Here is a 25,312-nt window from a genome sequence, read left to right as displayed (position 1 = left end):
CCCGCGCCGGCCTTAGTCCGGACCTGTATTTAATGGGCGCCCGTCTTCCCGCGAGGGAAGCGGGCGTTTCGACGTAGGCAGGTTTGGAAGTATCACTCATGTACAAGAAAGCATTTTTCCCGGGCCGGCGCCTGACCCTCGCGCTGGTGCGCGGGCTGCCCTGCGTGGCGCTGCCGGCCGCGCCGGCCGTCTACGCGCAAACCGCCGACGTCGCCACCATGGCGCCGGTCGTCGTCACCAGTACCCGCTATGACACGTCGCTGCTGGACACCCCGGCCGCCGTGGACATCATCGATGGCGCGCAGTTGCGCTCCGACAATCTGCAAATAAACCTGTCCGAGAACCTGGGCAGCGTGCCGGGCCTGCAGATCCAGAATCGGCAGAATTACGCGCAGGACCTGCAGATCTCCATCCGCGGTTTCGGCGCGCGGTCGACCTTCGGCCTGCGCGGCGTGCGCCTGTATGTCGACGGCATTCCCGCCACCATGCCCGACGGCCAGGGCCAGACGTCGAATATCGACATCGGCTCGGCCGATCATGTCGAAGTGCTGCGGGGTCCCTACTCCGCGCTGTATGGCAATGCCTCGGGCGGCGTGATCCTGGTCGAAACGGCCAGCGGCAAGCAGCCGCCCACGGTTCAGGCCAGCCTGGCCGGCGGCAGCAACCACACCTGGCGCTATGGCCTGAAAGCCAGCGGCGCCACGGCCGACGGCAATGTCGATTATCTGGTGGACACCACCCGCTTCACCACGGACGGCTATCGCGACCACAGCAGCGCGCGCAAGAACATCGAAAACGCCAAGCTGGGCATCCAGCTGGACGACCGCAGCCGTTTGACCGTGATCGCCAACCGCGTGGAGCTGAAGGCCCAGGATCCCCTGGGGCTGACCCGCGCGCAGTTCGAAAGCGATCCGCGCAGCGCCACCCTGGCCGAGCAGTACGACACCCGCAAGACGGTGTCGCAGACCCAGGGCGGCCTGATCTACGAACGGCGCGTCGGTGACGACGACACCTTGCGCGCCATGGTCTATTACGGCGAGCGCAGCACCACGCAATACCAGTCCATTCCGCCGTCGGCGCAGACCAACCCGCTGCACTCCGGCGGCGTGATCGGGCTGGACCGCGACTACGGTGGCGTCGACCTGCGCTACACCGCCAAGCGCACACTGGCGGGACAGCCGCTGACCCTGATCACCGGCATCGCCTACGACACCCTGCGCGAGCGGCGCAAGGGCTACCAGAACTTCCTTGGTCCGGCGTCGGCGCCGACCGAGCTGGGCGTGCAAGGCGCCTTGCGGCGCGACGAGACCAACACGGTCTACAACATCGATCCCTACGTCCAGGCCGCGTGGAATTTCTCGCCGCGCTGGACCCTGGAGGGCGGCCTGCGCTACAGCACGGTGGACTTCGATTCCAGGGACCATTACATCACCGCGAGTAACGGTGACGACAGCGGCAGCACGCGCGACCATCAGGTGCTGCCGGTCGGCGCGCTGCGCTATGCCCTGGACGCCGATACCAGCGTGTATGGGTCCTATGGACGCGGCTTCGAGACGCCGACCACCAGCGAGCTGTCCTACCGTCCTGATGGCGATGCGGGCCTGAACCTGGCGCTGCGCCCGGCCACCAGCAACAACTACGAAGTGGGCGTGAAGCGGCAGATCGGCACCGGCCTGCTGACGGTGGCGGCTTTCCATATCGACACGCAGGATGAAATCGTGTCGGCGGGCACCAGCAATGGCCGGACCAGCTACCGCAACGCGGGGCGCACCGAACGCAACGGCTTTGAAGCGGGTTGGCGCGGCACCCTGGTGTCGAACTGGAAAGCGGCCGTGGCCTATACGTGGATAGATGCGCGCTACCGCCAGACCATCGCGGGCAGCGACATCAGCGCGGGCAACCGCATCCCGGGCATTGCCAGCCAGATGCTGTTCACGTCTTTGGGATGGGCGCCGGACCAGGGCTGGCGCGCCGGCATCGAAGGCCGCTACCTGTCCAAGGTCTACGTCAATGACGGCAACAGCGACGCCGCGCCCAGCTACTTCGTCGCGGCGCTGTCGACCGGTTATCTGTGGCGCAACGGCCCGTGGGAGATCAATACCTATGCCCGCGTGGACAACGTCTTCGACCGCCGCTACGCCGGCTCGGTCATCGTCAATGACGGCAACAGCCGGTATTTCGAGCCCGCGCCTGGGCGGACGTGGAGCGCCGGCATGAGCGTCGGCTACGCTTTTTAAATCCCCCCCCTACCGCGCGGAGCGCGGCCCCCCAGGGGGCGAAACCGGCGGACCGGGAGACCCGGCTCCGCGGTTTCCCCGATAGGAAAGGTTTCTTGCGAGGGGCCCTAATCTTTGGCCTGGGCCTTGAGCCAGGCGCGGAAAGCTTGTAGCGGCGGATAGTCGGCACGGGTCGACGGCCATGCCAGCCAGTAGCTTTCCTTGCTTTCCATCGGCGCGTCGCAGGCCAGGACCAGGTCGCCCCGTTCCAGTTCGCCTTCGATCAGGAACCGCGGCAACAGCGCCACGCCAAGACCCGAGATGGCGGCCTGCGCCGCCACGGCGAACTGGTCCATGAACATGCCGGGCACGTCCCCCGGGCGCAGGCCGTGATGCTCGAACCAACGGCGCCACTCCTCCGGCCGCGTCGCCAGATGCAGCAGCAGCACGCGCAACAGATCCGCCGGCCGCGCGATCGCGTTGGCCGCCAGGAACTCGCGGCTGCACGCCGGCACGACGGTCTCGTGCATCAGGAAGTCCAGCTCGGCTCCCGACCATGCCTCCACGCCATGATGGATGGCCGCGTCCACCGTATCCATATTGAAGTCGAAAGGCGCCAGCCGGGTCGTCAGATTGATCGTGATGCCGGGATGGGCGGCGACAAAATCGGGCAGGCGCGGCGCCAGCCAACGCGTACCGAACGTCGGCAGGATGGCCAGGTTCAACGTGCCGCCATCGGGATTCGCCCGAAAATTCAAAGTCGCGTTCGAGATGCGGCGCAGGGCATCGCCGATTTCCCTGGCGTAGGACGCGCCGGTCTTGGTCAACCGCACCGTCTGGCGCTCCCGGACGAACACCGGCGCCCCCAGTTGCTCCTCCAGCAGGCGGATCTGCCGGCTGACGGCGCCCTGCGTGATGCACAACTCCGCCGCCGCCGCGGTGAAGCTCTGCAGGCGCGCGGCGGCCTCGAAGGCCATCAGGACGGGGATGGGGGGCAGGAAGCGGCGCTGAAAAGGCATGGCGGGAGACTCTAGATCATTCCAAACGGTAATGACATGATAAAGGAACATCGATTGACCCGTTCCTGCGCTGCCCTGCACCATTCAGGCCTGCGGAGGCAGAAGTCATTAGGTTTCAGAATGCCGGTCTGCCCTTCCATCCTGATTTCACGTTCATAGGGGCTATCCATGTCCACTACCGCTGCCTTTGTCGATTCCGACGAGATCCGTTCGCGCTTTTCGCGCGCCATGTCCGAGATGTACCGCGAGGAAGTGCCCAAGTACGGCACCCTCATCGACCTGGTCGAGGACATCAACGCCGCCTGTCTGCAAGCGACGCCGGCCTTGCGCCAGCGCCTGGAACGGGATGGTGAACTGGACCGGCTGAGCGTCGAGCGCCACGGGGCGATTCGCCTGGGCAGCGCGCAGGAACTGGCGGATATGCGCCGCATCTTCGCCGTGATGGGGATGAAAGCCGTCGGCTACTACGACCTGTCCGTCGCCGGCGTGCCCGTGCATTCGACGGCGTTCCGTCCGGTGGACGATGCCGCTTTGTCGCGCAATCCCTTCCGCGTCTTCACGTCGCTGCTGCGACTGGAACTGATCGACGACACTCAGCTGCGCGAGGAAGCGGCCGCCATCCTGGCGAAGCGGGCGATTTTCACGCCGCGCGCCCTGGCCCTGACCGCGGAGTTCGAAGCCCGTGGCGGTCTGACCGACGCCCAGGCCGGCGAATTCGTCAACGAGGTGCGCGAGACCTTCCGCTGGCATGGCGACGCCACCGTCAGCGCGGCCACGTATCACAAGCTTCATGATGCCCATCGCCTGATCGCCGACGTGGTCTGCTTCAAGGGACCGCACATCAACCATCTGACGCCGCGCACCCTGGACATCGACGCGGCGCAGGCCGAGATGCCGAAGCGCGGTATCGCCGCCAAGGATGTGATCGAAGGTCCGCCGCGGCGCGAGCATCCCATCCTGTTGCGCCAGACCAGCTTCAAGGCCTTGCAGGAGCGCATCGCTTTCGTCGGCGACGAGCAGGCTGGCGCCGGCACGCATACGGCGCGCTTCGGCGAGATCGAGCAGCGCGGCATGGCGCTGACCAGCAAGGGCCGGACGCTTTACGATGAGCTGCTCGGACAGGTGCGGGACACGGGCGGCGCCGGCAATGCCGGCGCGAACTACGAAGACAGGCTGGCCGACGCCTTCCGCGCGTTCCCGGACGACCTGGAGCAGATCCGCCAGCAGGGCCTGGCCTTCTTCCGGTATTCGCTGGAAGACATCAAGAAGGCCAAGCCTGTTCTGGAAACGGCGGGATGGGATCTGGACGCCTTGATCGCGGCCGGCGCGGTGGTCGCCAGCCCCATCATCTACGAGGACTTCCTGCCCGTCAGCGCGGCCGGCATCTTCCAGTCCAACCTGGGCGGCACCGAGCAGAAAAGCTACGCCGCGAACGCCGCCAAACAGGCGTTCGAACGCGACCTGGGCGCCCAGGTCCTCGACGAAATCGCCCTGTACGAGCAGTCGGAGCAGGCATCTCTGGAAGCGCTGCGCCATCTGCTGGGCATGGGCGTGACGGTCTGACCCAGGCTTATACCTGCACGTGCTCGATGCGGTTACGGCCGTTGTGCTTGGCCGCATAGAGCTGCTGGTCCACGGCCTTGATGAAGGCGGCGCGCTCCGATTGCGGGCCCGGCACCAAGGTGCCGGCGCCTATGCTCATGGTGACGCGCCTGCCATGGGGCGACAGGGCGTGGACGATGGCCTTCTTCTGCAGCAGGCGCTGGCAGCGCTCGGCGACTTTCAGGGCGACCTCGGCGTCGGCGTCGGGCAGCAGCACGACGAACTCCTCGCCGCCGTAGCGCGCGACCAGATCGCGTGAGCCATCCAGTGCCAGGCTCAGGGTCTGCGCGATATCCACCAGACACTCGTCGCCCTGGGTGTGGCCATACAGATCGTTGTATTGCTTGAAGAAATCGACGTCGAGCAAGAGGATGGACAGCGGCTTGCCTTCGGTGGCGGCCCGCTCCCATTCCAGTTCGAAACTGCTGTCGAAGCGGCGCCGATTGGCGATATTCGTCAGGCCATCCTTGAAGGACAGGACTTCCAGTTCCTTCTGCAGACTCAGCAGCTTTTCCTCGGTCTTCTTGCGTTCGGTGATGTCGAACATGAAGCCGATCAGCGCTTCCGCCTCGCCCTGGTCGTTGCGCACCACGTGCACGACGTCGCGTATCCACACATAGCCGTTGTCCTTGGTCAACGCCCGGTAGTCGGCCTCGTGGTCGACGCCGGCCTGGGATTGGCTGACGCAGAAATTCACCACGTACTCGCGATCCTCGGGATGCATGCGCATGGCCCAGTCTTCCACGCTGACCCAGCTGTCGGCGCTCCAGCCCAGCAGGGCCTCGATCTGCGGGCCGATGTAGGCGAATTTCATGGTGGCCCAATCGATCTTCCAGGGAATCGCCTTGGTCGACTCCAGCAGGGTCCTGTACACCGCGTCGTCAGGCAAAAGCGGGCTTACGTCAGACATTCCCAATCTCTCCTAGATCCATATCGGCACGCCACTGTAGCCTGCCCGCATTGCAGTTTTATCTACCTGGACGGGCCTCGGGCTTCACGCACATCGAGACCACCCGGCGGAAGATCGCATCGTCGTCCGGCCAACGGAATTGCACGATCAAGGGCTCGCCCTTGTCCGCGGCCGGGATTGTGACCTGCAAAGCCTGTCCTCGTATAGAGGGCGCAAGCCAGCGGCGAATCTGCGCGTCCACGGCGGCGCCGCGATTGACGCCGAAGATGAAGGGAATGCCGGTGTCGAACGGACCGCCGTCGCCGAACCAGCCCGCCACAGGAAAAGCAAGGGCCGGGCCGTTGCCGCCGGCAAAGGTGATGGGGCCGGACAGCGTCGCGTCCGGCCCCTCGTAATCATCGGTCTTGAAACCCAGGCGGGCAGGATCGAAGGCCAGTTCCAGGAACACGCCCGGCGTGTCGGGCCGGCAGCCGAAGGCCAGGGTGGCGTTACCAGGAGAGTTCTTCAGATAGTGGGTCTGTCCCGCCATGCGCGCCCGATACAAGGGAGCCGCGGCGTCGCGTTCGAGCACCCATCCCGACGGTTGCACCGCGTGGCCGGGCTCGACCTGGGCCTGGGCCACCTGCGCCATCCATGGCATTGCCAGGGCGCAGGCCGCCAACTACCGTCCAATCATTCGCTTTCGCATGGCAGTTCTCGTGGGGATACGGTTGTGCTCAACCGGAGACTGCCGGATTAGATCACGGACGAGCGCCGCACATTACCCCGGCGGGCCGGCCCAACCGCGGCAAACGCGCTATCCTTGTTGGCTCCGTCTTGTCGATCCGCCGCGCCATCGTGACCTCCGCCACTATTTCTTCCCTGCCGCTGGGCATCACCATGGGCGATGCCGCCGGCATCGGCCCTGAAATCGTCGTCAAGGCTTATGCCGAGGGCCTGAAGGCGCCGGCCGTTGTGTACGGCGATGCGGGCACCTTGCGGCGCGCGGTGGAATTGCTCGGGGTGAATGTGCGCGTCGATGAGTACGCCGGGCCTGATGCACTGGCCAAAGCGGCAGCCGCCGCGATGGCGACGGCATCCGCGTCCGCGTCCGCCGCCGCGGCGCCTGCCGCCGCTGGCCATACCGTCCCCACGATCCCCGTCATCGCCTGTTCCCCCGCCCTGCCCGCCGACCTGCCGGCCGGTGAAGTCAGCGCGGCCGCCGGGCGCGCGGCCTACGACTACGTGTGCGCGGCCATCGACGACGCCAAGGCCGGCCGTATCCGCGCCATCGTCACCGCCCCCTTGAACAAGGAATCGATGAACGCCGGCGGCGCCGACTACCCCGGCCACACGGAAATCCTGGCGGAACGCTCCGGCACGCAGGACTTCGCGATGATGCTGGCCAATCACGAGCTGCGCGTCCTGCTGGTGACCATCCACGTCGCCCTGGCCGACGTCTTCGCCGGCATCACGGTGGCCGCCGAGCTGCGCGCCATGCGGCTGGCTGACAACGCGTGCCGCCAGATGGGCATCGCGCAACCCCGCGTCGCCGTCGCCGGCTTGAATCCCCATGCCGGCGAAAACGGCAAGTTCGGCCGGGAAGACCTGGACATCATCGCGCCCGCCATCGCCGCCGCGCGCGCCGAAGGCATAGACGCCAGCGGCCCCTGGCCTGGCGATACGGTGTTCATGCGGGCCCGCCGCGGCGACTTCGACATCGTCGTGGCGCAGTATCACGACCAGGGCCTGATACCCGTCAAATACCTGGGCGTGGACGAAGGCGTCAACGTCACCGTGGGCCTGCCTTTCGTGCGCACCAGCGTCGACCACGGCACCGCCTTCGACATCGCCTGGCGCGGCGTGGCCGACCATCGTTCCCTGGTCACCGCCTTCGACGTGGCACTGGCGATGACGCCGCAATAACAACGTAGAGACGTGTCGACGCCGCCACAAACGGCGGCGGATGAGGCGCGGCAACCGCCACTCATCCAACCGGCATGTCGCTTCGTCATTCGCTTCTTGTTCGGCCTGGGGCAATGTTCCTAATCTGGCGCATCGTTTTTTTCGCCCTTCGGCCAGATGCCCAAGCCAGCCCGCCGTCCCCACTGCAACGGTTTTCGTCCCACGCGTCTAACACTGCTGCTGCATGCGGGCGCCTGCTCCCTGTATCTGTTCGGCCTGCCCGCACACGCGCAGTCCGGCCTGCCCTTGAGCTATCTCTTCATCGGCGATCAAGGCACCTGCTGCTCCAGCGGGACAGACCCCGACAACGGCCATGACGGCAAACCCGGCAAGCGCGACTTCATTCAGCAGGATCAGGATCTGCACATCACCGCCAACACGGCAGGCCAGGCCGGCATCCTGATCAACGTCAGTGGCGGCGCCGGCGGCAATGGCAGCGGCGCGCCATCGGATGACAACCACTGGGGCGGCAATGGCGGCTACGGCCGCAATATCGACTACGGGTTGTCGAACAGCACCATCGTTTCCAATGCGCGCGGCATCGATCTCTATTCGGCCGGAGGCAACGGCGGACTGTGGGGCAATGCCGCGGGACCCTATGGCGGTTACGGCATAGGCGGCGACGGCCATCTGGCGCGCGTGACCGTGACGGATGTCACCGTCAGCGCCGTGGGCTTCGGCATCGCGGCGCAGTCCTGGGGCGGCGCCGGCTCGGCCAGCGCCGTCAAAAGCGGTTTCGGCGGCCGCAACGATGCCGGCCATGGCGGCAATGCGGGGGACGCGACAGTCATCCTGCAAGGCGCAAGTTCGATCAGCGTGCGCGGTCCCGGCCCGGATGATGTGTCCGCGGCGGTAGGACTGATCTCGGCGGCCGGCAGCGGCGGCATGGGCATACACACCGGCGATTTCGGCGGTCACAGCAATGCAGGCAACGGCGGCAACGCCGGCGCGGTGACGTTCTGGTCTTCCGCGCAGTCCAGCGTCAGCAGTGTGGGGGATGGGGTGTACGGCATCCTCGCCCGCTCGCTGGGTGGCAATGCCGCGCAGAACAACCCTGTCGAAATCGTCGCCGGCCGCGGCGGCAACGCCGGCACGGTGACGGTGACCAATGCCGGCGCCATCACGACGTCCGGCAATCGCGCCATCGCCATCTACGCGCTGAGCCAGGGCGGCAACGGCGGCAATGGCGGCGGCGGCAGCTGGTCATACGCCCACGACGGCGGCGCCGGCGGCGCGGCAGGCGCCATCACCATCAGCAACAGCGGCACCATCCGCAGCGGAAGCGCCAACACAGTGGGCGCCAAAGGCATCGTGGCCAGCGTGCTGGGCGGTGAAGGCGGCGCCGGCGGCGAATCCGGCGGCTTCGGCCGCGGCGGTGACGGCGGGACGGGCGGCCAGGCCGGCCAGGCGATCTCGATCAGCAACCTCGGCACGATCAGCACCCAGGGCAACGATGCCGCCGCGGTGCTGGCCACCAGCGCCGGTGGCGGCGGCGGGCTGGCCGGCTCGGCCAACGGCATCATCGCCGTCGGCGGCGGCCATGGCGGCGCGGCCGGCAATGGCGGCAATATCGCCGTCGTCAATTTCGGCACCATCACGACCACGGGCGATCACAGCCCCGGCGCGTCCCTGCAAAGCGTAGGAGGCGGCGGCGGCTTCGGCGGCGACGCCACCGCCACGGGCGTGATCACCGCGATCGCCGTCGGCGGCAAAGGCGGCGCGGCCGGCGATGGCGCCGAGGTGCAACTGGGCAACGGCGGCAAGATCACCACGGCAGGCGCGAGCTCGACCGGCGTTCTGCTGCAAAGCATAGGCGGCGGTGGCGGCAACGCCGGTTCGGCCACGGCAGTCGGAGTGGGCGTGGGCCTGAATGTCACGGTGGCGACCGGTGGACAAGGCGGCAGTGGCGGCTCGGGCGGCCTGGTGGTTCTGTCTCAAGCCCGGCGCGCCACCATCGCCACCCTGGGCGCGCAAAGCAATGGCGTGCTGGCGCAAAGCATAGGGGGCGGCGGTGGCAATGGCGGCATGGCCGACTCGCGCAGCATCACCATCGCGCCGCCAACGGGCGACCTGCCGACGGGCACCGTTGCGGTGGTGGTCACGCATGGCGGCAAGGGCGCCACCGCCGGCAACGGCGGGGAAATCCAGATCAGCAATGACGGCAGCATCACCACGGCCGGCGCGCAAAGCAGCGGTGTCGTGGCGCAAAGCATAGGCGGGGGCGGCGGCAATGGCGGCGCGGCCATCGCACCTTTGAAATCGCCCACTATCGGCGCGTCCGATTTCGATGTGCAGTTCAGCCTGCGCCAAGGCGCCGAGGGCGGGGCCGGCGGTACCGGCGGCACGGTGCAGATCACCAATTCGGCCACGGGCGTGATCGCGACCCAGGGCACGGGATCAACGGGCATCGTCGCCCAGAGCATAGGGGGCGGTGGCGGCAACGGCGGTATCGTGCAATCCCATGATGCGGCTTCATTCAGCGACATCCTGGGATCGCCGGCCAGCCTGTCCGGCCTGCTGGAAAAGGCCGCCACCTGGCTTGAAAGCGGGCCTGAGTTCACCACCAACAAGACGGTGAACCTGACGATGGGTGTCACCTTGGGCGGCAGCGGCGGCTCGGGCAACCAGGCCAGCGCCTTCACCGTGCGCAACGACGGCCGCATCACCACGGCGGGCGACCACGCGCCGGGCATCCTGGCGCAAAGCATAGGCGGAGGCGGCGGCAATGCCGGCACGATAGATTCCAGCAGCGTGTCATCTTTGCTTGGCAGCCTGGACGCGCTGATCCAGGCCGCCACGTCAGCGGGACAGAACGTCTTCTCCGTGGGCCTGCCGCAATTCGGCGCCACCCAGCAGGTCGGCGGCAGCGGCGGTTCAGGGGGCGACGGCGGCGGCACGACGGCCGCGCCCAGCACCGTCATCAACACGGGCGTGATCGCCACGCAAGGTACGGGGTCGGCGGGCATCGTGGCGCAAAGCGTCGGCGCGGGCGGCGGGCGTGCCGTGAGCAGCAGCCAAAGCCTGCAGGACGTGCTGAACGCGGCCGCCGGTAACGACGCCCCGGCGATTCTGGACAAGATCACGCGCATCATCAACCTGCTGGGGTCCAAGGGCGTGTCCGCGCTGAACTCGGCGGTCAATCTGCACGTGGGAGGCACCGACGGCGCCAGCGGCATGGGCGGCGCGGTCACGGTCGACGCCGGCGCCAGCACAAGCAGAATCAGCACCCAGGGTGATCAAGCCCCAGGCATCCTGGCCCAGAGCGTTGGGGGCGGCGGTGGCCTGGCGGCCGTCGATTACACCCAATTCCTGGGCAGCGACGTCACGGCTAGCGTGACGCTGGGCGGCACGGGAGATCCGGGCGGTCTGGCACTGGGCCTGAACGCCAGCAACGGCGGCCAGGTCACTGTCCTGAACGGTGGCGTGATCGACACCGCGGGCGCGCTGTCTTTCGGCATCCTCGCCCAAAGCGTGGGCGGTGGCGGTGGCTACGTCAGCGTGAACCGTGACGGCGCTTCCGCCACGGCCGCGAGCGCCATCACGTTCGGTTCCGGCGGGCGCCAGACGGGCGCGGGCGGCAATGTGACCGTAAACCAGGGCGCGAGCGGCGCCATCCACACCACCGGCATCGACTCGCACGGCATCGTCGCGCAAAGCATAGGGGGCGGCGGCGGCATTGCCGGCCTGGCCACGCAGCCCGGGCTGAGCACGCTGGCAGCGGCGACCGGCACAGGCTCGGATGGCGACATTGGCAATGGCGGCGCGGTCAATCTGTCGATTGCCGGAACGGTAACCACCACGGGCAATGGCGCGATCGGCCTGCTCGCGCAAAGCGTGGGCGGCGGTGGCGGCCTAACCGGCGACCAGGCCGCCGCCAGCTACTCGACCGGCCTGATCCAATCCGCCAATCTGGCTGGCCGCATCGGCAACGGCGGCGACCTGGCCATCACCGTGGCCAACGGCGGGCTCATCCAGACCACGGGCGCCAATGCGCCGGCCATACTGGCCATCAGCGCGGGCGGCGGCGCGGTCTTCAAGGACGGCACGCTCTATCAATACGATCTGCCCGCCGACAAGGCCGCGAAGGGCGGCGCCATCAACGTCCATCTGGAACCGAACGCGCGCGTGATCAGCACCGCCGCCAACACCCCTGCCCTGGTCGCCGTCAGCAACGGGACCAACGGCGGCGGCCAGGACATCACCATCACGCTGGATCAGAACGCATTGCTCAGCGCGAACGGCGATTCCGGCACGGCCATCCTTACCATCGCGCCACTGGCGGCCACCACCATCGACAACGCCGGCACCATCGAAGGCAAGACGGCCGTCGAGACCGCCTACCAGGCGACCATCAACAATACCGGCACCGTGGCCGGCGACGTGCTGCTGCCCGCTGGCAGCAGCTTCAACAATGACGCGGGCGGCCAGCTGTATAGCGGCAGCCGCCTGCGAGGCAATCTGAACAACGCGGGCGTGCTGAACCCGGGCGGTCCTGGGAATTTCATGGCGACGCGTATCCAGGGATCGTTCAACAACACGGGCACCTACAGTCCCGACCTCGACTACACGCATCACAACAGCGATTTCATTTCGGTGTCCGGTCCCGCCACGTTCAGCGGCAGCTTGACCCCGGTGCTGCATAACCCGGTCAAGGACATCTGGCTGGGCATCGGCCATTTCGACGAAGCGCAGGACAAGATCCCCACGGTGGCCAGCAGCAGCCCGCTGTTCGACTATCAGCTGAAGAACAATGGGGGTGGCGGCTGGCGCGACCCATTGGTATCGGTCAGCGCCAATTTCGTGGCGCCGTCACTGGGCTTGTCGGCCGACAGAATGAACATCGCCGATTCGCTGCAGGGTTTGTGGGACCAGGGCAAGGTCAGCGACGGCCCGCTGTTCGACAAACTCACCAACGTGCAAAACACGCAGCAATACAAGGACGCCTTGAATCGGATCGCCCATGACGGCCAGTTCGCGCGCGCCGCCAATCAGGTCCATTCGTCCTATACGTCCATGAACCGCATGATGAGCTGCCCGACCTTCGTCGGCGAGAACACAATCCTGCGCGAGGGCAATTGCACGTGGACCCGTGTGGACACCAACTGGACCACACGCGACGGCACGTCCTCCGACGAGGCCTATCGCATCCGGCAGACCGCGCTCACCGTCGGCGGCCAGCACGAGATTGCCCACAACTGGTTCCTGGGCGGGACCGTGAACTATGCCTATGGCAAGACCACCGCGTCGGGCGTGCGCGCCTATAGCGACACCTATGCGGGCGGCCTCGCCTTGAAATACAACAACGCGCCCTGGCAGATCTCGATGGCCGTCCATGCCGGCGTGGACAACAGCCGCATGTCGCGCGACACACTGGACGGCACGGCCAGAAGCAAGCCTGATTCGACTTTCGTCGCGGGCCGCCTGCGCGCCGCCTATGAGTTCAGCCAGCCTGCATGGTATCTGCGGCCCTACGTGGACCTGGACGTCAATCACGTCCGCCAGAAGCGCTACCAGGAATCCGGCAGCGATCTGTTCGATCTGACGGTTGCCAGCAACAGCAGCACCTCCTACATGGTGTCGCCGATGCTGGAACTGGGCGGCCGCAAGGATCTGAAAGGCGGCGCCACCCTGCGCAGCTACGTGGCCGCGGGCGCCAGCTTCCTGAGCGGCGGTGACGTGGTCACCACCATGCAGCTCAGCAACGCCAATGCCGCGCCGTTCTCGCTGCGCTCCGGCATGCCCAGGACCTACGGCAACCTGGCGGCCGGCCTGGAGTACGTGACGGCCAGCAAGTGGGAACTGAAGACGGAGGTCGCCTTGCGGGCCAGCGGCAATTATCGGGACCAGGCCTTGACCCTGCGGGCGGCTTACCGGTTCTGATTCTTGGCGTTGCAGGTCGGCGAGCAGCGCCAGGCTCGACGCTGCCGCCTGGAGCCAGACACTATTTCTTCGTCCACCGTCCCAGGCCGCTGTCATCGTAGACCTTGATGACGAAACCGCCCGCGGGTCCCTGCGCCCGCGTGAAGGTGATGGAAGCCAGCGAATCCACCAGCTCCGCCTCGCCCGCGGGCGTAAACGCGAAGGTATCGCCGTCCCAATGCTTCAGCGGAAACGCCATGCCCTTGGGACCCAGCGTCAACGTCAGGCCCCCGTTGGCTTCTCGTATGTCGGCGGGGCCGAAATACGGGTTGTCGAAATGGCCGGTGTACTGCTGCAACGGCTGCGCGGGCGCCGGCTTGGCGGGCACGGCCTGGCCGGACAGATCCGCCTGCGGCGCGAAGAAGCCCTGCATGACACCGTTGTAAGCGGCATACCAGTCGCGGCTGGGCTTGCCGTACAAGGCCGTGTCGAGGAATTCTGCAACCACGGCCTCGGCCGCGCCCACGGGCGCGCCGTTGGTCAGCACCACGATGCCGACACCGGCCGACGGCACTATCCTGAATGCCGTGCCCGCGCCCAACAGGAACGCCCCCGAGTGCCCCATGGACGGACGTCCACCCACTTCGGTATTGACGTTGAAACCATAGCCATAGAAGCCGGGGCGTGCGTCGATGGCGTGCGGCCGCGCGCTGAAGGACTGCGCGGACAAGGCCGGCAGCAAGGCGGCTGGTTCTACCAACTGCCTGCCCTCGAATCGGCCATCGGCCAGCAGCAATTTGAGCCATTGCGCCAGATCGGTCACGTTGGACGACACCCCGCCCGCGGGCGCCTGTTCATCGGCGTCGCGCTGGCCCAGCGGCTTGAACACGCCCTGGTGATAGACATGCAAGGACGCGCGGTTGGCGCGCGCCGTGTAATCGCGATACAGATAGCTGGTGGTCTTCATCCCCAGCGGCTGGAACAGCTGCTCGTCCGCCAGGCGCTCCCACGGTTGCTTCACCGCGGCTGCCACGGCTTCCGCGCCGATGGTGGTGCTGAAGTTGGCGTAGTGGTAGGAATTGCGGAAGCTGTCGAGCGGCAGCAGGCGCAGGCGAGCGATGACGTCCGCGCGCTTGAATCCCAGATCTTCCAGGTCATCACCAGCAGTCCCCGGCAGGCCGCTGCGATGCGAAAAAAAGTCGCCCACCGTGCCATGCGCCGACACATAGGCATCGATCAGTTTGAAATCCGGCAGGTAGCGCGCCACGGGTGCATCCCAGGACACGGCCCCCTTGCCTACTTCGATGGCGGCCACGGTAGCCGAGATCGACTTGGACACCGACGCGATCTGGAACACCGTCTTCGCATCCACCGCGCCATCCTTGCCGAGTTCGCGCGTGCCGTAGCCTTGGGCGAAGACGGTCTTGCCGTCGATGACGACGGCCACCGCCATGCCGGGGACATGGCTGCGCTTCATCACGCTGTCGATGATCCGAGGCAGGGCCTTGACCGCCTGCTCGCGGCTGCCCTTGGGCAAGGCCACGGCATCCTGGGGCGGACTGGCGCCCTGCGTTATCGGCACGGCCTGCGCCCACGCCGTCGTCACACCACCCAGGGTCAGCAGGACGGCCGCCACGACAAGAGAAGATTTGCTGGTCATGATCACCTCAGAATTCGGCTTGATAGGCGATGCGAAACACGCCTTGGTTGATGACCAGGGATTGGTCGCGTTGACGGGTCAATCCCGCCTGGAAAATAAAACCTATGGGCGTGACGTAGGTGACGGCGCCCGACATGGCCCAGTCCCATTGGTCGCGCAGGCCATAGCGGGCCAAGGTGTCGGCGCTGCCGGACAACTTGCGCGCGGCCGCGGTCGCGACCAGTTGCCACTGGCCGCGCGACAAGGTCAGCGACGTGACGGCGTTGTTGTTGGCCACCGGCCGTCCCTGGAAGGCCGTGGCATGGGTGGCCTCGTTGAACCAGCCAAGATTCCACTGGTCGCGCAGCGGCGTGTCATAGCGCAGCCGGGCCGACACCATGTTGGCGCTGGAGCCAAGCCCTTCCTGCGCGTGCAGGCGGCCCGCATCCAGCCCGCCCGAAATCCCTTGCAGACCCGGCAAGTCACGGAAGTCGTACGACACGACGAAGGACTTCATCTGGTCGCTGTAGGTGGGCGGCTGCTCGGACTTGATGAAACCGTCATCCAGGCTCAGGCGCTTGCTCAGGCTGGAGTCGTCGCGCTTGAACAGCACCGCGGCGAAGGAATGCGAGCCCGCTCCATCGGTATCGAAGGTGTAGCGGCTGCCCAGCCCCACCGCGCCGCGAAATTCCGACCCGTCGGTGAAGCCGCTGTACAGCCCGTCGATGACGTGCCAGGCGTCGCCATAGCCGACATCCACCTTGCCGGCATACAGGGCGTAATGATTGGCCGTGTAGGCGGCGAACAGATTGTTCAGGTCGGTGCCCAGATCGGAAAAGGCATTGTCCCTGGTCTCGTTGGTGGACGAGTTGAAGGTGGCCTTGGTCCGTATCGAAAAGCGTTCCGTCATCTGCAGGACGAATGCGCCTTCCACCTGCGGCTGCGTGCTGCTCCAGTGCGATCGCGGGATCTGGCCGTTGTCGTCGCGGATGCCGAAATAATTGGTGTAGCCGGTCAGGCCCAGGATCTTGCCGTTGAAGCGCGGGAAGCCGGCCTGTCCCTCACCCAGTTCGCTGTAGGGGGTAAGGAAGATCTCGGTCTTGAACATGTCGGGCGCTTCCTGCGCCAGCACCGGCTGGGCCGCATTCACCACTACCAGCGCCACCACCACTTTCAGCGCCCCGCCCCGCCGCGCCAGGCGGCCCGCTACTGCCGCAACCCTGCGCACAGCCCTGCTCACCGCGCCAGTTCAGCCGCCAGCTCGCGCACCTGGGAATGAATGCCGTTGAACATGCCGAAGTTGACCCGGCTTGCCACCACGAAGATCCCCAGGTCGCGATTGGGCGACAACACCACATAGGTCATGAAACCGCCCAGGCCGCCGCTTTTCCCCAGCAGCAAGGGCGTGCCGTTGCGCGGCAGGCTGACCACCCAGCCCAGGCCCATGCCGTCGGCGTCGGTCACCTCGGTGCCGACCACGGATTTCAAGCCGTCATAGGGCAGCCACATCTGATGCGCCAACAGGGCTTCCGGCTTCTGTTGTTTCGCGCCGTCCAGATGCCACTTCATCCAGCGCACCATGTCGGTGGCGGTGGTGTAGACCCCCGCGCTGGCGTACATGATGTCCGGCGCCGGGGCATTGGGATCGGGCTTGTTCATGGGGTCCAGGCCGACCATCAGGCGCTTCTTCTGATCGTCGCTGAGCACGTTGGTCGTATCGGTCAGTCCGGCCGGCTTCAACACTTCATTGGCCAGCACCGTGGAGTAGTCCGCCCCACCCGCCTTGCCCAGCGCGTCACCCAGCAAGCCGTAGCCCAGATTGGAATACAGCGTGGTGGTGCCGGGCACTGCGGCCGGCTTGTTGCTGCCTATCCACTTCCAGTAGTAGGCGCGGTTGAAGGCGCCGAACGGATTCTCCGAAGGCTTGGCATCCGGGTCCGGCAACTCACGCGGCAGCCCTGCGCCGTGCGTGGCCAGATCCAGCAAGGTGATCGGCCGGCCGTTGGCCTCGACGTGGCCCTTGTCCGGCGCGTATCGGGAAAGCGGATCGGTCAGGTTGACCTTGCCCTTGGCGGCCAGCGACGCCAGGACGTCGCCGGCGAACACCTTGGATACCGACGCGATACGGAAGATCGACTTGTCGTTCGGTTCGATACCGTTGCCCGGCGCGGTTTCTCCATACGCCTGGATAACGGTGTCGTTGCCGCGCACCACCCCGATGATGATGGCGGGGGCTCCCGAATTCAGGAACAGCTGCATGCCGGCCATGGACACGGCGTCGTTGAGCGCCAGGTCGGTGGCGCGCGCCTGGCTCACGCTCAGCGCGCAAGACACGCAGGCGGCGGCCAATGCCAGTTTGGGAAGGTTCAATCGCAGGCGGGAAGACAACATGCCGATTCTCTCTCAAGTACGCAGGGCGGGAAATTCAAGCCAGCGGGAATCATCCAAAAAAAACCATGCATATGGCTACTGGACAAGGACGAAACGACATGCCGGTCTGATGAATCGCATCCGGCGCCGCCGATCACGGGCGGCGGCCGCAACAACGTCAGATGCCCATGCGCTCGCGCAGATGCTGCCGATAGGAGCGCGACACCGACCAGCTGCGGTCGGCCGAGCGCATGCGGATCTGCCACCGGTCGACGCTGCGGCGGTCGACGTCCAGCACATGCAAGGCATTGATGATGGCGCTGCGATGGATGCGGAAGAAGATTCTCTCGGGCAGCAGGGTCGACCACAGGCCCAGCGCGCGCGAGTCGAGCACCATGGCCCCGCTATCCAGCCAGATCTCGCTGTAGTTGCCCGCCGACCGGACGCCCACGATGGATTCCGGCTGGACGCCTCGCACCACGCCCCGCATGCTCAGATAGATGAGGGCCGGTGAACGGGTGTCCACGGCGTGGCGGGCCGGCGACGGCTGATGTTGGGGGCGGTCCCGCCCGGGAGCGTCGTATCTGGCCAGGGCGATCAGGCCCGCGCAACGAAACAGCGCGTCGATTTCATCCGCGGCCCAGGCGCGGTGCCGTTCGGTGGTATCGAAACCGATGATCCCGCGCGGCTTGCCGTCGCGCAGCACCGGCACGCTGAGCACGCTCTTGTTTCCCTGACGCAGGAATTCCACCTGGATGGCGCGCGCCGTGCGCGGCAGCTCGGTGACATCGGCCACCGCCACGGCCTGCCCTTGCATCATGTACTTGTGCAGCCAGGCGATCAGGGTGACCGGCGCCTCCTGCAATTCCGCCAGATAAGGAGAGGTCTGGCCGCGGCACCATTCGTGGGTATTGCGAAAGCGCAGCATGTCGGCGCTGTATTCGAGCAGCCAGGCCCGATCGACCCCCGCGGCCTCGCCCATCACGGCCAGCTGTCGGGAAATGGCCTCGTCCACCGGGCAGGACAGCAGGTCCCGGGCGCAGCCGTACGCCCAGTCGCCGGCGCCAGCTGGACCGGGCAAGGACGTGTCGGTGCTCGGGGGGTGGATCGTGAAACTGGGTGCTGCCCTGGCGCCATCCTTCATGCTTCTTCCCCTGGTCGGCATCTGACTCAGGAAAGCAGGCTATCAAGCGATTGTTGCGCCATTCTTTGATTTCCACGGGTCGCGATCCTCCCGACCATGGCTAAATAACTACATCTGCATGACGGTTCATCAAATAGCGCGCCGAATGTGGCTCCATTTATTGACCACAAGCGTGTCAAACGGCAACATTCATGTGGTAAGTCGCCTTATTGGCCAAGGCGCCGGACGCCGGCGTGACTTCAGAAAAATGTAAGCCGATGACGGCGAAACGTTCCACTTGAGCAAAGGGTACGGACAATGCGTCCGCAAGAGTCGAGTTTTTGGTGGTCGGTACAGGGCGAGTGGGTAGAGGAGCCGAACAGCCGCCGCGGCGGCTTCAGTGGCGTCCAGCGCGTGGTGTTGCCGCAGTCGGGCGACTGCTATTACGTCAAGCGCCAGCGTAATCACCTCTTCCGCAGTGTCCGCTATCCGGCCGGACGGCCGACGCTGCTGCGTGAATGGCAGAGCATGCAGTTCTGCCAGAGCATAGGCGTACCCACCGCGCCCCTGGTCTACTTCGACATGCAGCGGGGCGAGACGGGCTGGGAATCGATTCTGGTGACGCGCGACCTGCAAGGGTACGTCAGCCTGGACACCGCCTACCGCGAAAAGCTGTGGACCTGTACGCAGCGTGCGGACGCCCTCCGCACGGTTGCCGGCGCCTTGATCTCCCTGCATCGCGCGCGCCGCAAGCACGGCCACCTGTACCCCAAGGAAGTCTTCGTCAACCTGGAAGGCGCGCAGCCCGCCGTGGCCATCGTCGACTGGGAACTGAGCCGCTACCGCCTGACCGCCAAGCAGGCCGCGGGACCGGACGTCCGGCGCCTGCTCAAGTCGCTGGCCAAGCTCGGCATGACCGCGGCGGAACTCAGCCTCTTCGTCGACGAGTACCGGGCCAGCGGCATCCACCTGCCGCCCATGCCTGAACTGCTGGGCCCTGCCCTGTTGCCGGGCTGAACCGGCGCCGGGCCGCGGCGCTCCGCCCGGCCCTGATTCGGGCCGCCGCGGCCCGCCGCGCCCACATGCCTGCATCCAAGTACAATGCCGGGCATCTGATTCTTCCATCCTTTGATTCGCGTCGAGATGCACTCCGGGCATTGCAGCACGCCTGGAAACGCCGGCCGCCACCCGCCTCCAATGAAACGCCTCGTTAGTCTTCTGCCAGACCGCTTCACCCTCTTCCTCGTCACCACCGTCATCATCGCCAGCCTGGTGCCCGCGCACGGCCAGGGCATTGCGTTCTTCAGCACGCTGACGAACATCGCGGTGGGCCTGCTGTTCTTCCTGCACGGCGCCCGGCTGTCGCGCGAGGCCATCATCAAGGGTTTCACGCACTGGAGCCTGCACGCGGTGATCTTCTCCACCACGTTCATCCTGTTCCCCATCATCGGCCTGCTGATGAAACCGGTGCTGATGCCCCTGGTCACGCCGGAGCTGTATCTGGGCATCCTGTTCCTGTGCTGCCTGCCGGCCACGGTGCAGTCCGCCATCGCCTTTACGTCGATGGCGCGCGGCAACGTGCCCGCCGCGGTGTGCAGCGCGTCGGCGTCCAGCCTGATCGGGATCTTCATCACGCCCCTGCTGGTGGGCCTGGTGATCGCCAACGCGGGCAGCGCGCCGGTGTCTTTCGATGCCGTGCTCAAGATCATGCTGCAGCTGTTGCTGCCCTTCATCATCGGCCAGATCATGCGCCGCTGGATCGGCGCCTGGGTGCACAAGCGCAAGGCCATGCTGAAGTTCGTCGACCAGGGCTCGATTCTGCTGGTGGTCTACACGGCGTTTTCCGAAGCGGTCAATGAAGGGCTGTGGCACAACACGCCGCTGAACGCCCTGCTGGGCCTGATCGTGGCCTGCGCCGCCATCCTGGCGGTGGCCCTGCTGGTCACTACCCTGCTCGGCCGCCTGTTCGGCTTCAACCTGCCGGATCGCATCACCCTGCTGTTCTGCGGCTCGAAGAAGAGCCTGGCCAGCGGCGTGCCGATGGCCCAGGTGCTGTTCGCCGGCCATGCCGTCGGCGCCGTGGTGCTGCCCCTGATGCTGTTCCACCAGGTGCAGTTGATGGTCTGCGCCTTCCTGGCCAGCCGCTGGGCCAACCGCCCGGTGGATCCGACCGAGAACGAAGACCACCATTGAGGTCCGCGAGGTCCACGAGGTGCATGTGCATGCGCCTCGCTCCTCCTTAGCCTCTCAATCCACCATTTCGCCGTGAGCGCCTTCCAGCAGCTTGCGGTAATGAATGGACGGCAGCTCACCTAGCGGCTGCCGGTATTGTGACCACAGCCGCCGGTCCTCGGCGGTGTGGAAGACCTGCCGGCTGGGCATCGCCGGCCAGGCGCCCACTTCCAGCCACAGACGCAGCAGATGGCGCCTGTCCGCCAGCTCCTTGGCGTCCTGGTAGTCGGTGCGTCCGTGCACCATCATCCGGTTATTCAGAAACTGGATGTCCCCTTCCTTGAATCCCATATCCAGATAAAGCTCCGGCGACGCGGCCACCTTGCGCACGCGATACAGAGCCTCGCCCTCCTCGGGCGTGAAGGGACATTGGCCGCTTTTTTCGGCCAGGCGGGCATAGCCCGTCGGCAGATAGCAGGTGACTTCGCCCTGCGTCTCATGGAAGAAAGGCACCCGGTCGGCGCTGAACGTGCGGGTCGCGCGCCGGCCATCCTCGTCGGTGCGCTTCAGATACAGCCCTTCGGTCAACAGCGCCAGCTGTTCCGGATAGCGTTCCGCCATCACGTTATGCACCGCCAGGGCGCTCGATATCCGGCTTTCGCCGCCCGCGATGGCCGAACGCAGGCACATCAGTCCGATGATGTCGCACGAATCCGTGTGCATCAGCTGGCCGCCGCCCTTGCGGTAGCCGCGCGACTTCGGCTCGTAGTCGCTGACGTCCATCACGTGCCCCAGGATGTCGCCCAGGTAGGACTGCGTCATGGGGGTGCCGATGTAGGAACCCAGGCCGAAATAGATGCGGGTCATGTCGTCGTCGGAGTACTGGGCGCGCGGCAGGCCCCGCAACATCAGGAAGCCGCGCCCTTCCCGCAGGCGCCGCGGCAGGTCGCGCAGCAGCGCGCCGACGCGATCCAGCGGGAAACGCTCCGGCGTGATGTCGGGAAAATCGACGTCGCCCTGCGCCAGCAGGTGCTTCAGCGCCAGGTCGATCTCGCGCAATTCAGCGTCGGACAGGACGTGCAGTCCTTCGCGCTCCCAGTCGATGTCGGGGCCTTTCCAGGCGCCCGGGCTGTCGATGTGCCGGCCTATCAGGGTCATGATGGGGTCTCCTCGGTGGATACGCGCTGCGCCGCCTGGGCCAGGACATTGTCGGAACGCGCTGAAAAATCATCGGCGGCGATCAGGACACCCGTGCGCAATAACGCGGCACAGGCCTGGGCGCCAAGCAGAGGCGCGAGCACCTCCTCGTTGTGCTCGCCGCGCCGAGGGGCCGGCCGGCGGAAAGCGCCGGGGGTGGCGCTCAGGCGCGGCACCACGTTGTGCATGGGCATATAGCCCAGGTCGGCGTCCTGCAGTTCAACCAACGCCTCGCGCTCGACCACGTAATCGTCGACATTCAGCCGCGAAGCGTCGTAGATGGGCCCGGCCGTTACGTCGGCCGCGGCAAACAGCGCGAGGTTGTCGGCCAGGCTGCGGCGTGCAATGAAATCCGCCACCAGGCCATCGACCTCGTCGATATGCTTGAGCCGCGCTGCGTTGGTGCTGTAACGCGGGTCTTGATTCATTTCGCCGCAGCCCATGGTCTCGAACAAGCGCGCGGCCATGCTGGGTGTGGACGTGGAGATGCACAGCCACTGCCCGTCGGCGCAGCGGTATGCATTGCGCGGGGCGGTGGTGCTGGACCGGCTGCCGGTGCGGGCCTTGACCTGGCCCGTCATCTGCCAGTTGGCTGCCTGCGGCCCCAGCAAGGACACGATGGGCTCGAACAGCGATACATCGATGACCTGCCCCGCGCCATCGTTGACGCGGGTCTCCCACAGCGCGGTCATCACGGAACTGGCGCCGTAGAGTCCGGCCGCCATGTCCCCCAGGAACATCGGCGGCAGCACGGGCGCGCGGTCCTCGTAGCCGTTCATCGCCGCGAAGCCGGAATAGCCTTCGACCAGGGTACCGAAGCCCGGCTTGCGCCGGTAAGGTCCCGTCTGGCCCCAGCCGGACAGGCGCACGATCACCAGTTTGGGGTGCGCGGCATGCAGGACGTCCGGGCCCAGGCCCATCTCTTCCAGCACGCCGGGACGGAAACTTTCCACCAGCACGTCGGCGTTGGCCAGCAAGGCGCGCAAGACATTGATGGCGCCGTCAGCGTGGAAATCCAGGCACACGCTGCGCTTGTTGCGCGCGTAGATCTTCCAGAAGGTCTCCACGCCTTCGGTCTGGAAGGCGCGCAAGGTGTCGCCTTTCTTCGGCTCGACCTTGATGACGTCGGCGCCGAAGTCGGCCAGCTGCAGGGTAAGCATATTGCCCGCGACCAGGCGCGACAGATCCACCACGCGCAAGCCGCGCAGCGGCCCGCGTGCTTCCGGGTCGAAGGCCTTGCGCGGCAGGCGCGTCGCGCGATGCGCGGCGCTTTGGCTGGCTGAATGCTGCATCGTTGTTGTCTCCTTCATTCCAGGATAGCAATAAAATAGACATGATGTCTATTTTGGCAAAAACCGTTGGCCGGCGTGTTGGCGCGCGGCCCCCTACAATGTCGCTCCCGCACCGGAATCAGGAGCAAGGCATGGCGAAAACGGCAACGACGGCCAAACCCCGCAAGACGGCAAGCCGTCCCGACAAGGACGACGAGCCTGGTGGCGTCGCGTCCGTCAATCGCGCCCTGTCGATCCTGATGGCCTTCGAACAAGGGGTCGAAGGGATGACCCTGACCGACCTGATGAACGCCACCGGGCTGTACCACAGCACCATCCTGCGCATCTGCGAGTCGCTGGAGCACAGCGGTTTCATCAAGCGGCTGGAAGATGGCCGCTATATGCTGGGACCCATGCCCTTCTACCTGGGCATGCTGTATCAAGAGTCCTTCCGCCTGTGGGACCACGCCGCGCCGGTGCTGCGCGGCCTGGTCCGCCAGACCAAGGAAACCGCCGCCATCTACATCCGCGAAGGCGAGGACCGCATCTGCCTGCACCGGATGTCGCAGCCGCGCGGTGTGTTGATGCATGTGCGCGAAGGCGACCGGGTCGATCTTTACAAGGGCGCGGCCGGCAAAGTGCTGCTGGCCTTCGACACCAAGGTGGGCCCGGCCAAGGGCGCGGCCTACGATCGCGTGCGCAAGGCGGGTTATGCCGTGTCGCTGGCCGAGCGCGAATCGGAAAGCGCGGCCATCGCCTGCCCGGTGTTTTCCAGCCGTCAGCGGCTGGTCTGCGCGATATCGCTGGGCATGCCCTTGTTCCGTTTTACTGAGTCGGTGTTCGAGCAGAACCTGCCGCTGGTCATGCAGGCCGCCGCGCAGCTGACCCGCGACCTGGGCGGCGATACGGCCATGTACGAAGCGCCGCATGTCCGCCTGGAAGGGTTGAAGCTGCCGCGTTAAGGGGCTGACGGTCGGGCCGGGCTGCTGCTCATTGGCTGCTGCTCATTGGCTGGCGACGATGTGCCGGTCGGCTGCCAGCTTGCGCCACTTGAGCAGCTCGCCGTTGACGTAGGCGGTGGTCTGCGCGGTGTCCATGTCCGACGGTTCGGTGGCCTCGCGCGCGAACAGCGCGCGCATCTCGGGTTCGGCGCTGACCTCGCGTATGGCCGCATTGAGCTTGTCCACCAGCGGCTTGGGCGTGCCGGCCGGCGCATAGACGCCCCACCATACGTCCACCGAGTAGCCGGGCACGGTTTCGGCCACCGTGGGCAGGTCTGGATAGAACGGCGAGCGCTGCAGCGACGTCACCGCCAGCGGGCGGATCTTCTTGGCATCGAGCGGGCCGCTGACCGATGCGGGCGTCGTGATCATGGCGTGCAGGCGCCCGCCTATCATGTCCGTCACCGCATTGGTGATGCCCTTATATGGCACATGGACCATATTGCTGCCGGCCTCGGCGTTGAGCAGCTCCGCGCTCATCTGGCCGATCGAGCCCACGCCGGCTGAACCATAGGTGAGCTTGCCGCTCTGTTTCTTGGCGTCGGCGATCAACTGGGCCGCGCTGGTATAGGGCGTTTCATTGCCCACCACCAGCAGCATGGCGCCGCGCGCGGCCACGGCCACTGGCTGGAAGGATTTGACGGCGTCATAGGGCAGCTTCTGTTCGGTAGCGGCGTTGGTGACGAAGGACACCGAGCTGAACAGTAGCGTGCTGCCGTCGGGCGCGGCGCGGGCGACTTCCGATGCGCCGATGGCGCCCCCGGCCCCGGGCCGGTTCTCCACGATGAAATTCCCGCCCAGCTTCTTGGCCAGCTTGGCCGCCAGCGCGCGTCCGAACACGTCGTTGCTGGCGCCTGGGGAGAATGGCACGACGATCTTGGTCAGATCGGGCAATTTGGCGGGATCCCCGGCAGCCTGGGCGGACGGGTTCGAGAAAACGGCGGCACAGAACGCTGCCGCCACGGCAATGGCGTGCTTCATGAGGCGTG

At 66.3% G+C, this 25,312-nt stretch carries 17 protein-coding genes; 7 read left to right on the top strand and 10 right to left on the bottom strand.

All coding sequences use genetic code 11. The features are described from left to right. Positions 1-98: 98 nt before the first annotated feature. Complete coding sequence (locus tag ASB57_RS02475) at positions 99-2,237, top strand: TonB-dependent receptor (protein ID WP_082621318.1); 2,139 nt, start codon at positions 99-101, stop codon at positions 2,235-2,237. A gap of 107 nt (positions 2,238-2,344) precedes the next feature. Here the strand turns inward: ASB57_RS02475 and ASB57_RS02470 are convergent, their stop codons facing one another. Next, entirely contained in the window at positions 2,345-3,235 is an 891-nt protein-coding gene (locus tag ASB57_RS02470) for a LysR substrate-binding domain-containing protein (RefSeq protein WP_057650270.1), read from the bottom strand. Positions 3,236-3,403: 168 nt separating this feature from the next. On the opposite strand from ASB57_RS02470, the gene ASB57_RS02465 reads away from it, so the two are divergent. Then, complete coding sequence (locus ASB57_RS02465; protein ID WP_057650268.1) at positions 3,404-4,798, top strand: VOC family protein; 1,395 nt, start codon at positions 3,404-3,406, stop codon at positions 4,796-4,798. Positions 4,799-4,805: 7 nt separating this feature from the next. On the opposite strand, the gene ASB57_RS02460 is transcribed toward ASB57_RS02465, so the two are convergent. Beyond that, the gene (locus tag ASB57_RS02460; RefSeq protein ID WP_057650266.1) at positions 4,806-5,747 is read right to left on the bottom strand and encodes a sensor domain-containing diguanylate cyclase; all 942 of its coding nucleotides are present in this window, start codon (positions 5,745-5,747) and stop codon (positions 4,806-4,808) included. 58 nt (positions 5,748-5,805) lie between these two features. Continuing rightward, positions 5,806-6,378, bottom strand: coding sequence for a hypothetical protein (locus ASB57_RS02455; RefSeq protein ID WP_057650264.1), 573 nt, complete (start codon positions 6,376-6,378; stop codon positions 5,806-5,808). 248 nt (positions 6,379-6,626) lie between these two features. Here ASB57_RS02455 and pdxA point away from each other — a divergent pair, with 248 nt between their 5' ends. Then, a complete protein-coding gene (gene pdxA / locus ASB57_RS02450; protein WP_057655857.1) occupies positions 6,627-7,652 on the top strand; it encodes a 4-hydroxythreonine-4-phosphate dehydrogenase PdxA in 1,026 nt (341 codons plus the stop codon). 156 nt (positions 7,653-7,808) lie between these two features. After that, positions 7,809-13,571, top strand: coding sequence for an autotransporter outer membrane beta-barrel domain-containing protein (locus tag ASB57_RS02445; protein ID WP_057650261.1), 5,763 nt, complete (start codon positions 7,809-7,811; stop codon positions 13,569-13,571). Between the two features lie 61 nt (positions 13,572-13,632). On the opposite strand, the gene ASB57_RS02440 is transcribed toward ASB57_RS02445, so the two are convergent. From ASB57_RS02440 to ASB57_RS02425, 4 genes are all read right to left on the bottom strand, one after another. Next, a complete protein-coding gene (locus tag ASB57_RS02440; protein WP_057655856.1) occupies positions 13,633-15,210 on the bottom strand; it encodes a serine hydrolase in 1,578 nt (525 codons plus the stop codon). A gap of 7 nt (positions 15,211-15,217) precedes the next feature. Next, complete coding sequence (locus tag ASB57_RS02435; RefSeq protein ID WP_231755322.1) at positions 15,218-16,417, bottom strand: hypothetical protein; 1,200 nt, start codon at positions 16,415-16,417, stop codon at positions 15,218-15,220. Positions 16,418-16,425: 8 nt separating this feature from the next. After that, on the bottom strand, positions 16,426-17,580 hold the full coding sequence (gene ampH, locus ASB57_RS02430; protein ID WP_057650258.1) for a D-alanyl-D-alanine-carboxypeptidase/endopeptidase AmpH: 1,155 nt from the start codon (positions 17,578-17,580) through the stop codon (positions 16,426-16,428). A gap of 157 nt (positions 17,581-17,737) precedes the next feature. Further along, on the bottom strand, positions 17,738-18,640 hold the full coding sequence (locus tag ASB57_RS02425) for a LytTR family transcriptional regulator DNA-binding domain-containing protein (RefSeq protein ID WP_231755321.1): 903 nt from the start codon (positions 18,638-18,640) through the stop codon (positions 17,738-17,740). Between the two features lie 360 nt (positions 18,641-19,000). On the opposite strand from ASB57_RS02425, the gene ASB57_RS02420 reads away from it, so the two are divergent. Together ASB57_RS02420 and ASB57_RS02415 are read left to right on the top strand one after the other, a co-directional pair. After that, positions 19,001-19,699, top strand: coding sequence for a lipopolysaccharide kinase InaA family protein (locus ASB57_RS02420; RefSeq protein WP_057650256.1), 699 nt, complete (start codon positions 19,001-19,003; stop codon positions 19,697-19,699). Between the two features lie 180 nt (positions 19,700-19,879). After that, on the top strand, positions 19,880-20,875 hold the full coding sequence (locus tag ASB57_RS02415) for a bile acid:sodium symporter family protein (protein WP_057650254.1): 996 nt from the start codon (positions 19,880-19,882) through the stop codon (positions 20,873-20,875). Between the two features lie 54 nt (positions 20,876-20,929). On the opposite strand, the gene ASB57_RS02410 is transcribed toward ASB57_RS02415, so the two are convergent. Further along, positions 20,930-22,012, bottom strand: a complete 1,083-nt coding sequence (locus ASB57_RS02410) for a TauD/TfdA family dioxygenase (protein WP_057650252.1) — start codon at positions 22,010-22,012, stop codon at positions 20,930-20,932. Continuing rightward, positions 22,009-23,343, bottom strand: a complete 1,335-nt coding sequence (locus ASB57_RS02405; RefSeq protein WP_231755320.1) for a CaiB/BaiF CoA-transferase family protein — start codon at positions 23,341-23,343, stop codon at positions 22,009-22,011. The genes ASB57_RS02410 and ASB57_RS02405 overlap by 4 nt, the downstream gene beginning before the upstream one ends. A gap of 131 nt (positions 23,344-23,474) precedes the next feature. Between ASB57_RS02405 and ASB57_RS02400 the strand changes: the two genes are divergently transcribed. Further along, positions 23,475-24,284, top strand: coding sequence for an IclR family transcriptional regulator (locus ASB57_RS02400; RefSeq protein ID WP_082621316.1), 810 nt, complete (start codon positions 23,475-23,477; stop codon positions 24,282-24,284). A gap of 42 nt (positions 24,285-24,326) precedes the next feature. Here ASB57_RS02400 and ASB57_RS02395 read toward each other — a convergent pair whose 3' ends face one another. After that, entirely contained in the window at positions 24,327-25,304 is a 978-nt protein-coding gene (locus ASB57_RS02395; protein WP_197424937.1) for a tripartite tricarboxylate transporter substrate-binding protein, read from the bottom strand. Positions 25,305-25,312 lie beyond the last annotated feature (8 nt).

Origin of the sequence: Bordetella sp. N (assembly GCF_001433395.1) — a bacterium.
Taxonomy (GTDB): Bacteria; Pseudomonadota; Gammaproteobacteria; order Burkholderiales; family Burkholderiaceae_B; genus Bordetella_C.
The sequence above is the reverse complement of the archived record's forward strand: the minus strand, read 5'-3'. Positions and strand labels throughout refer to the sequence as shown.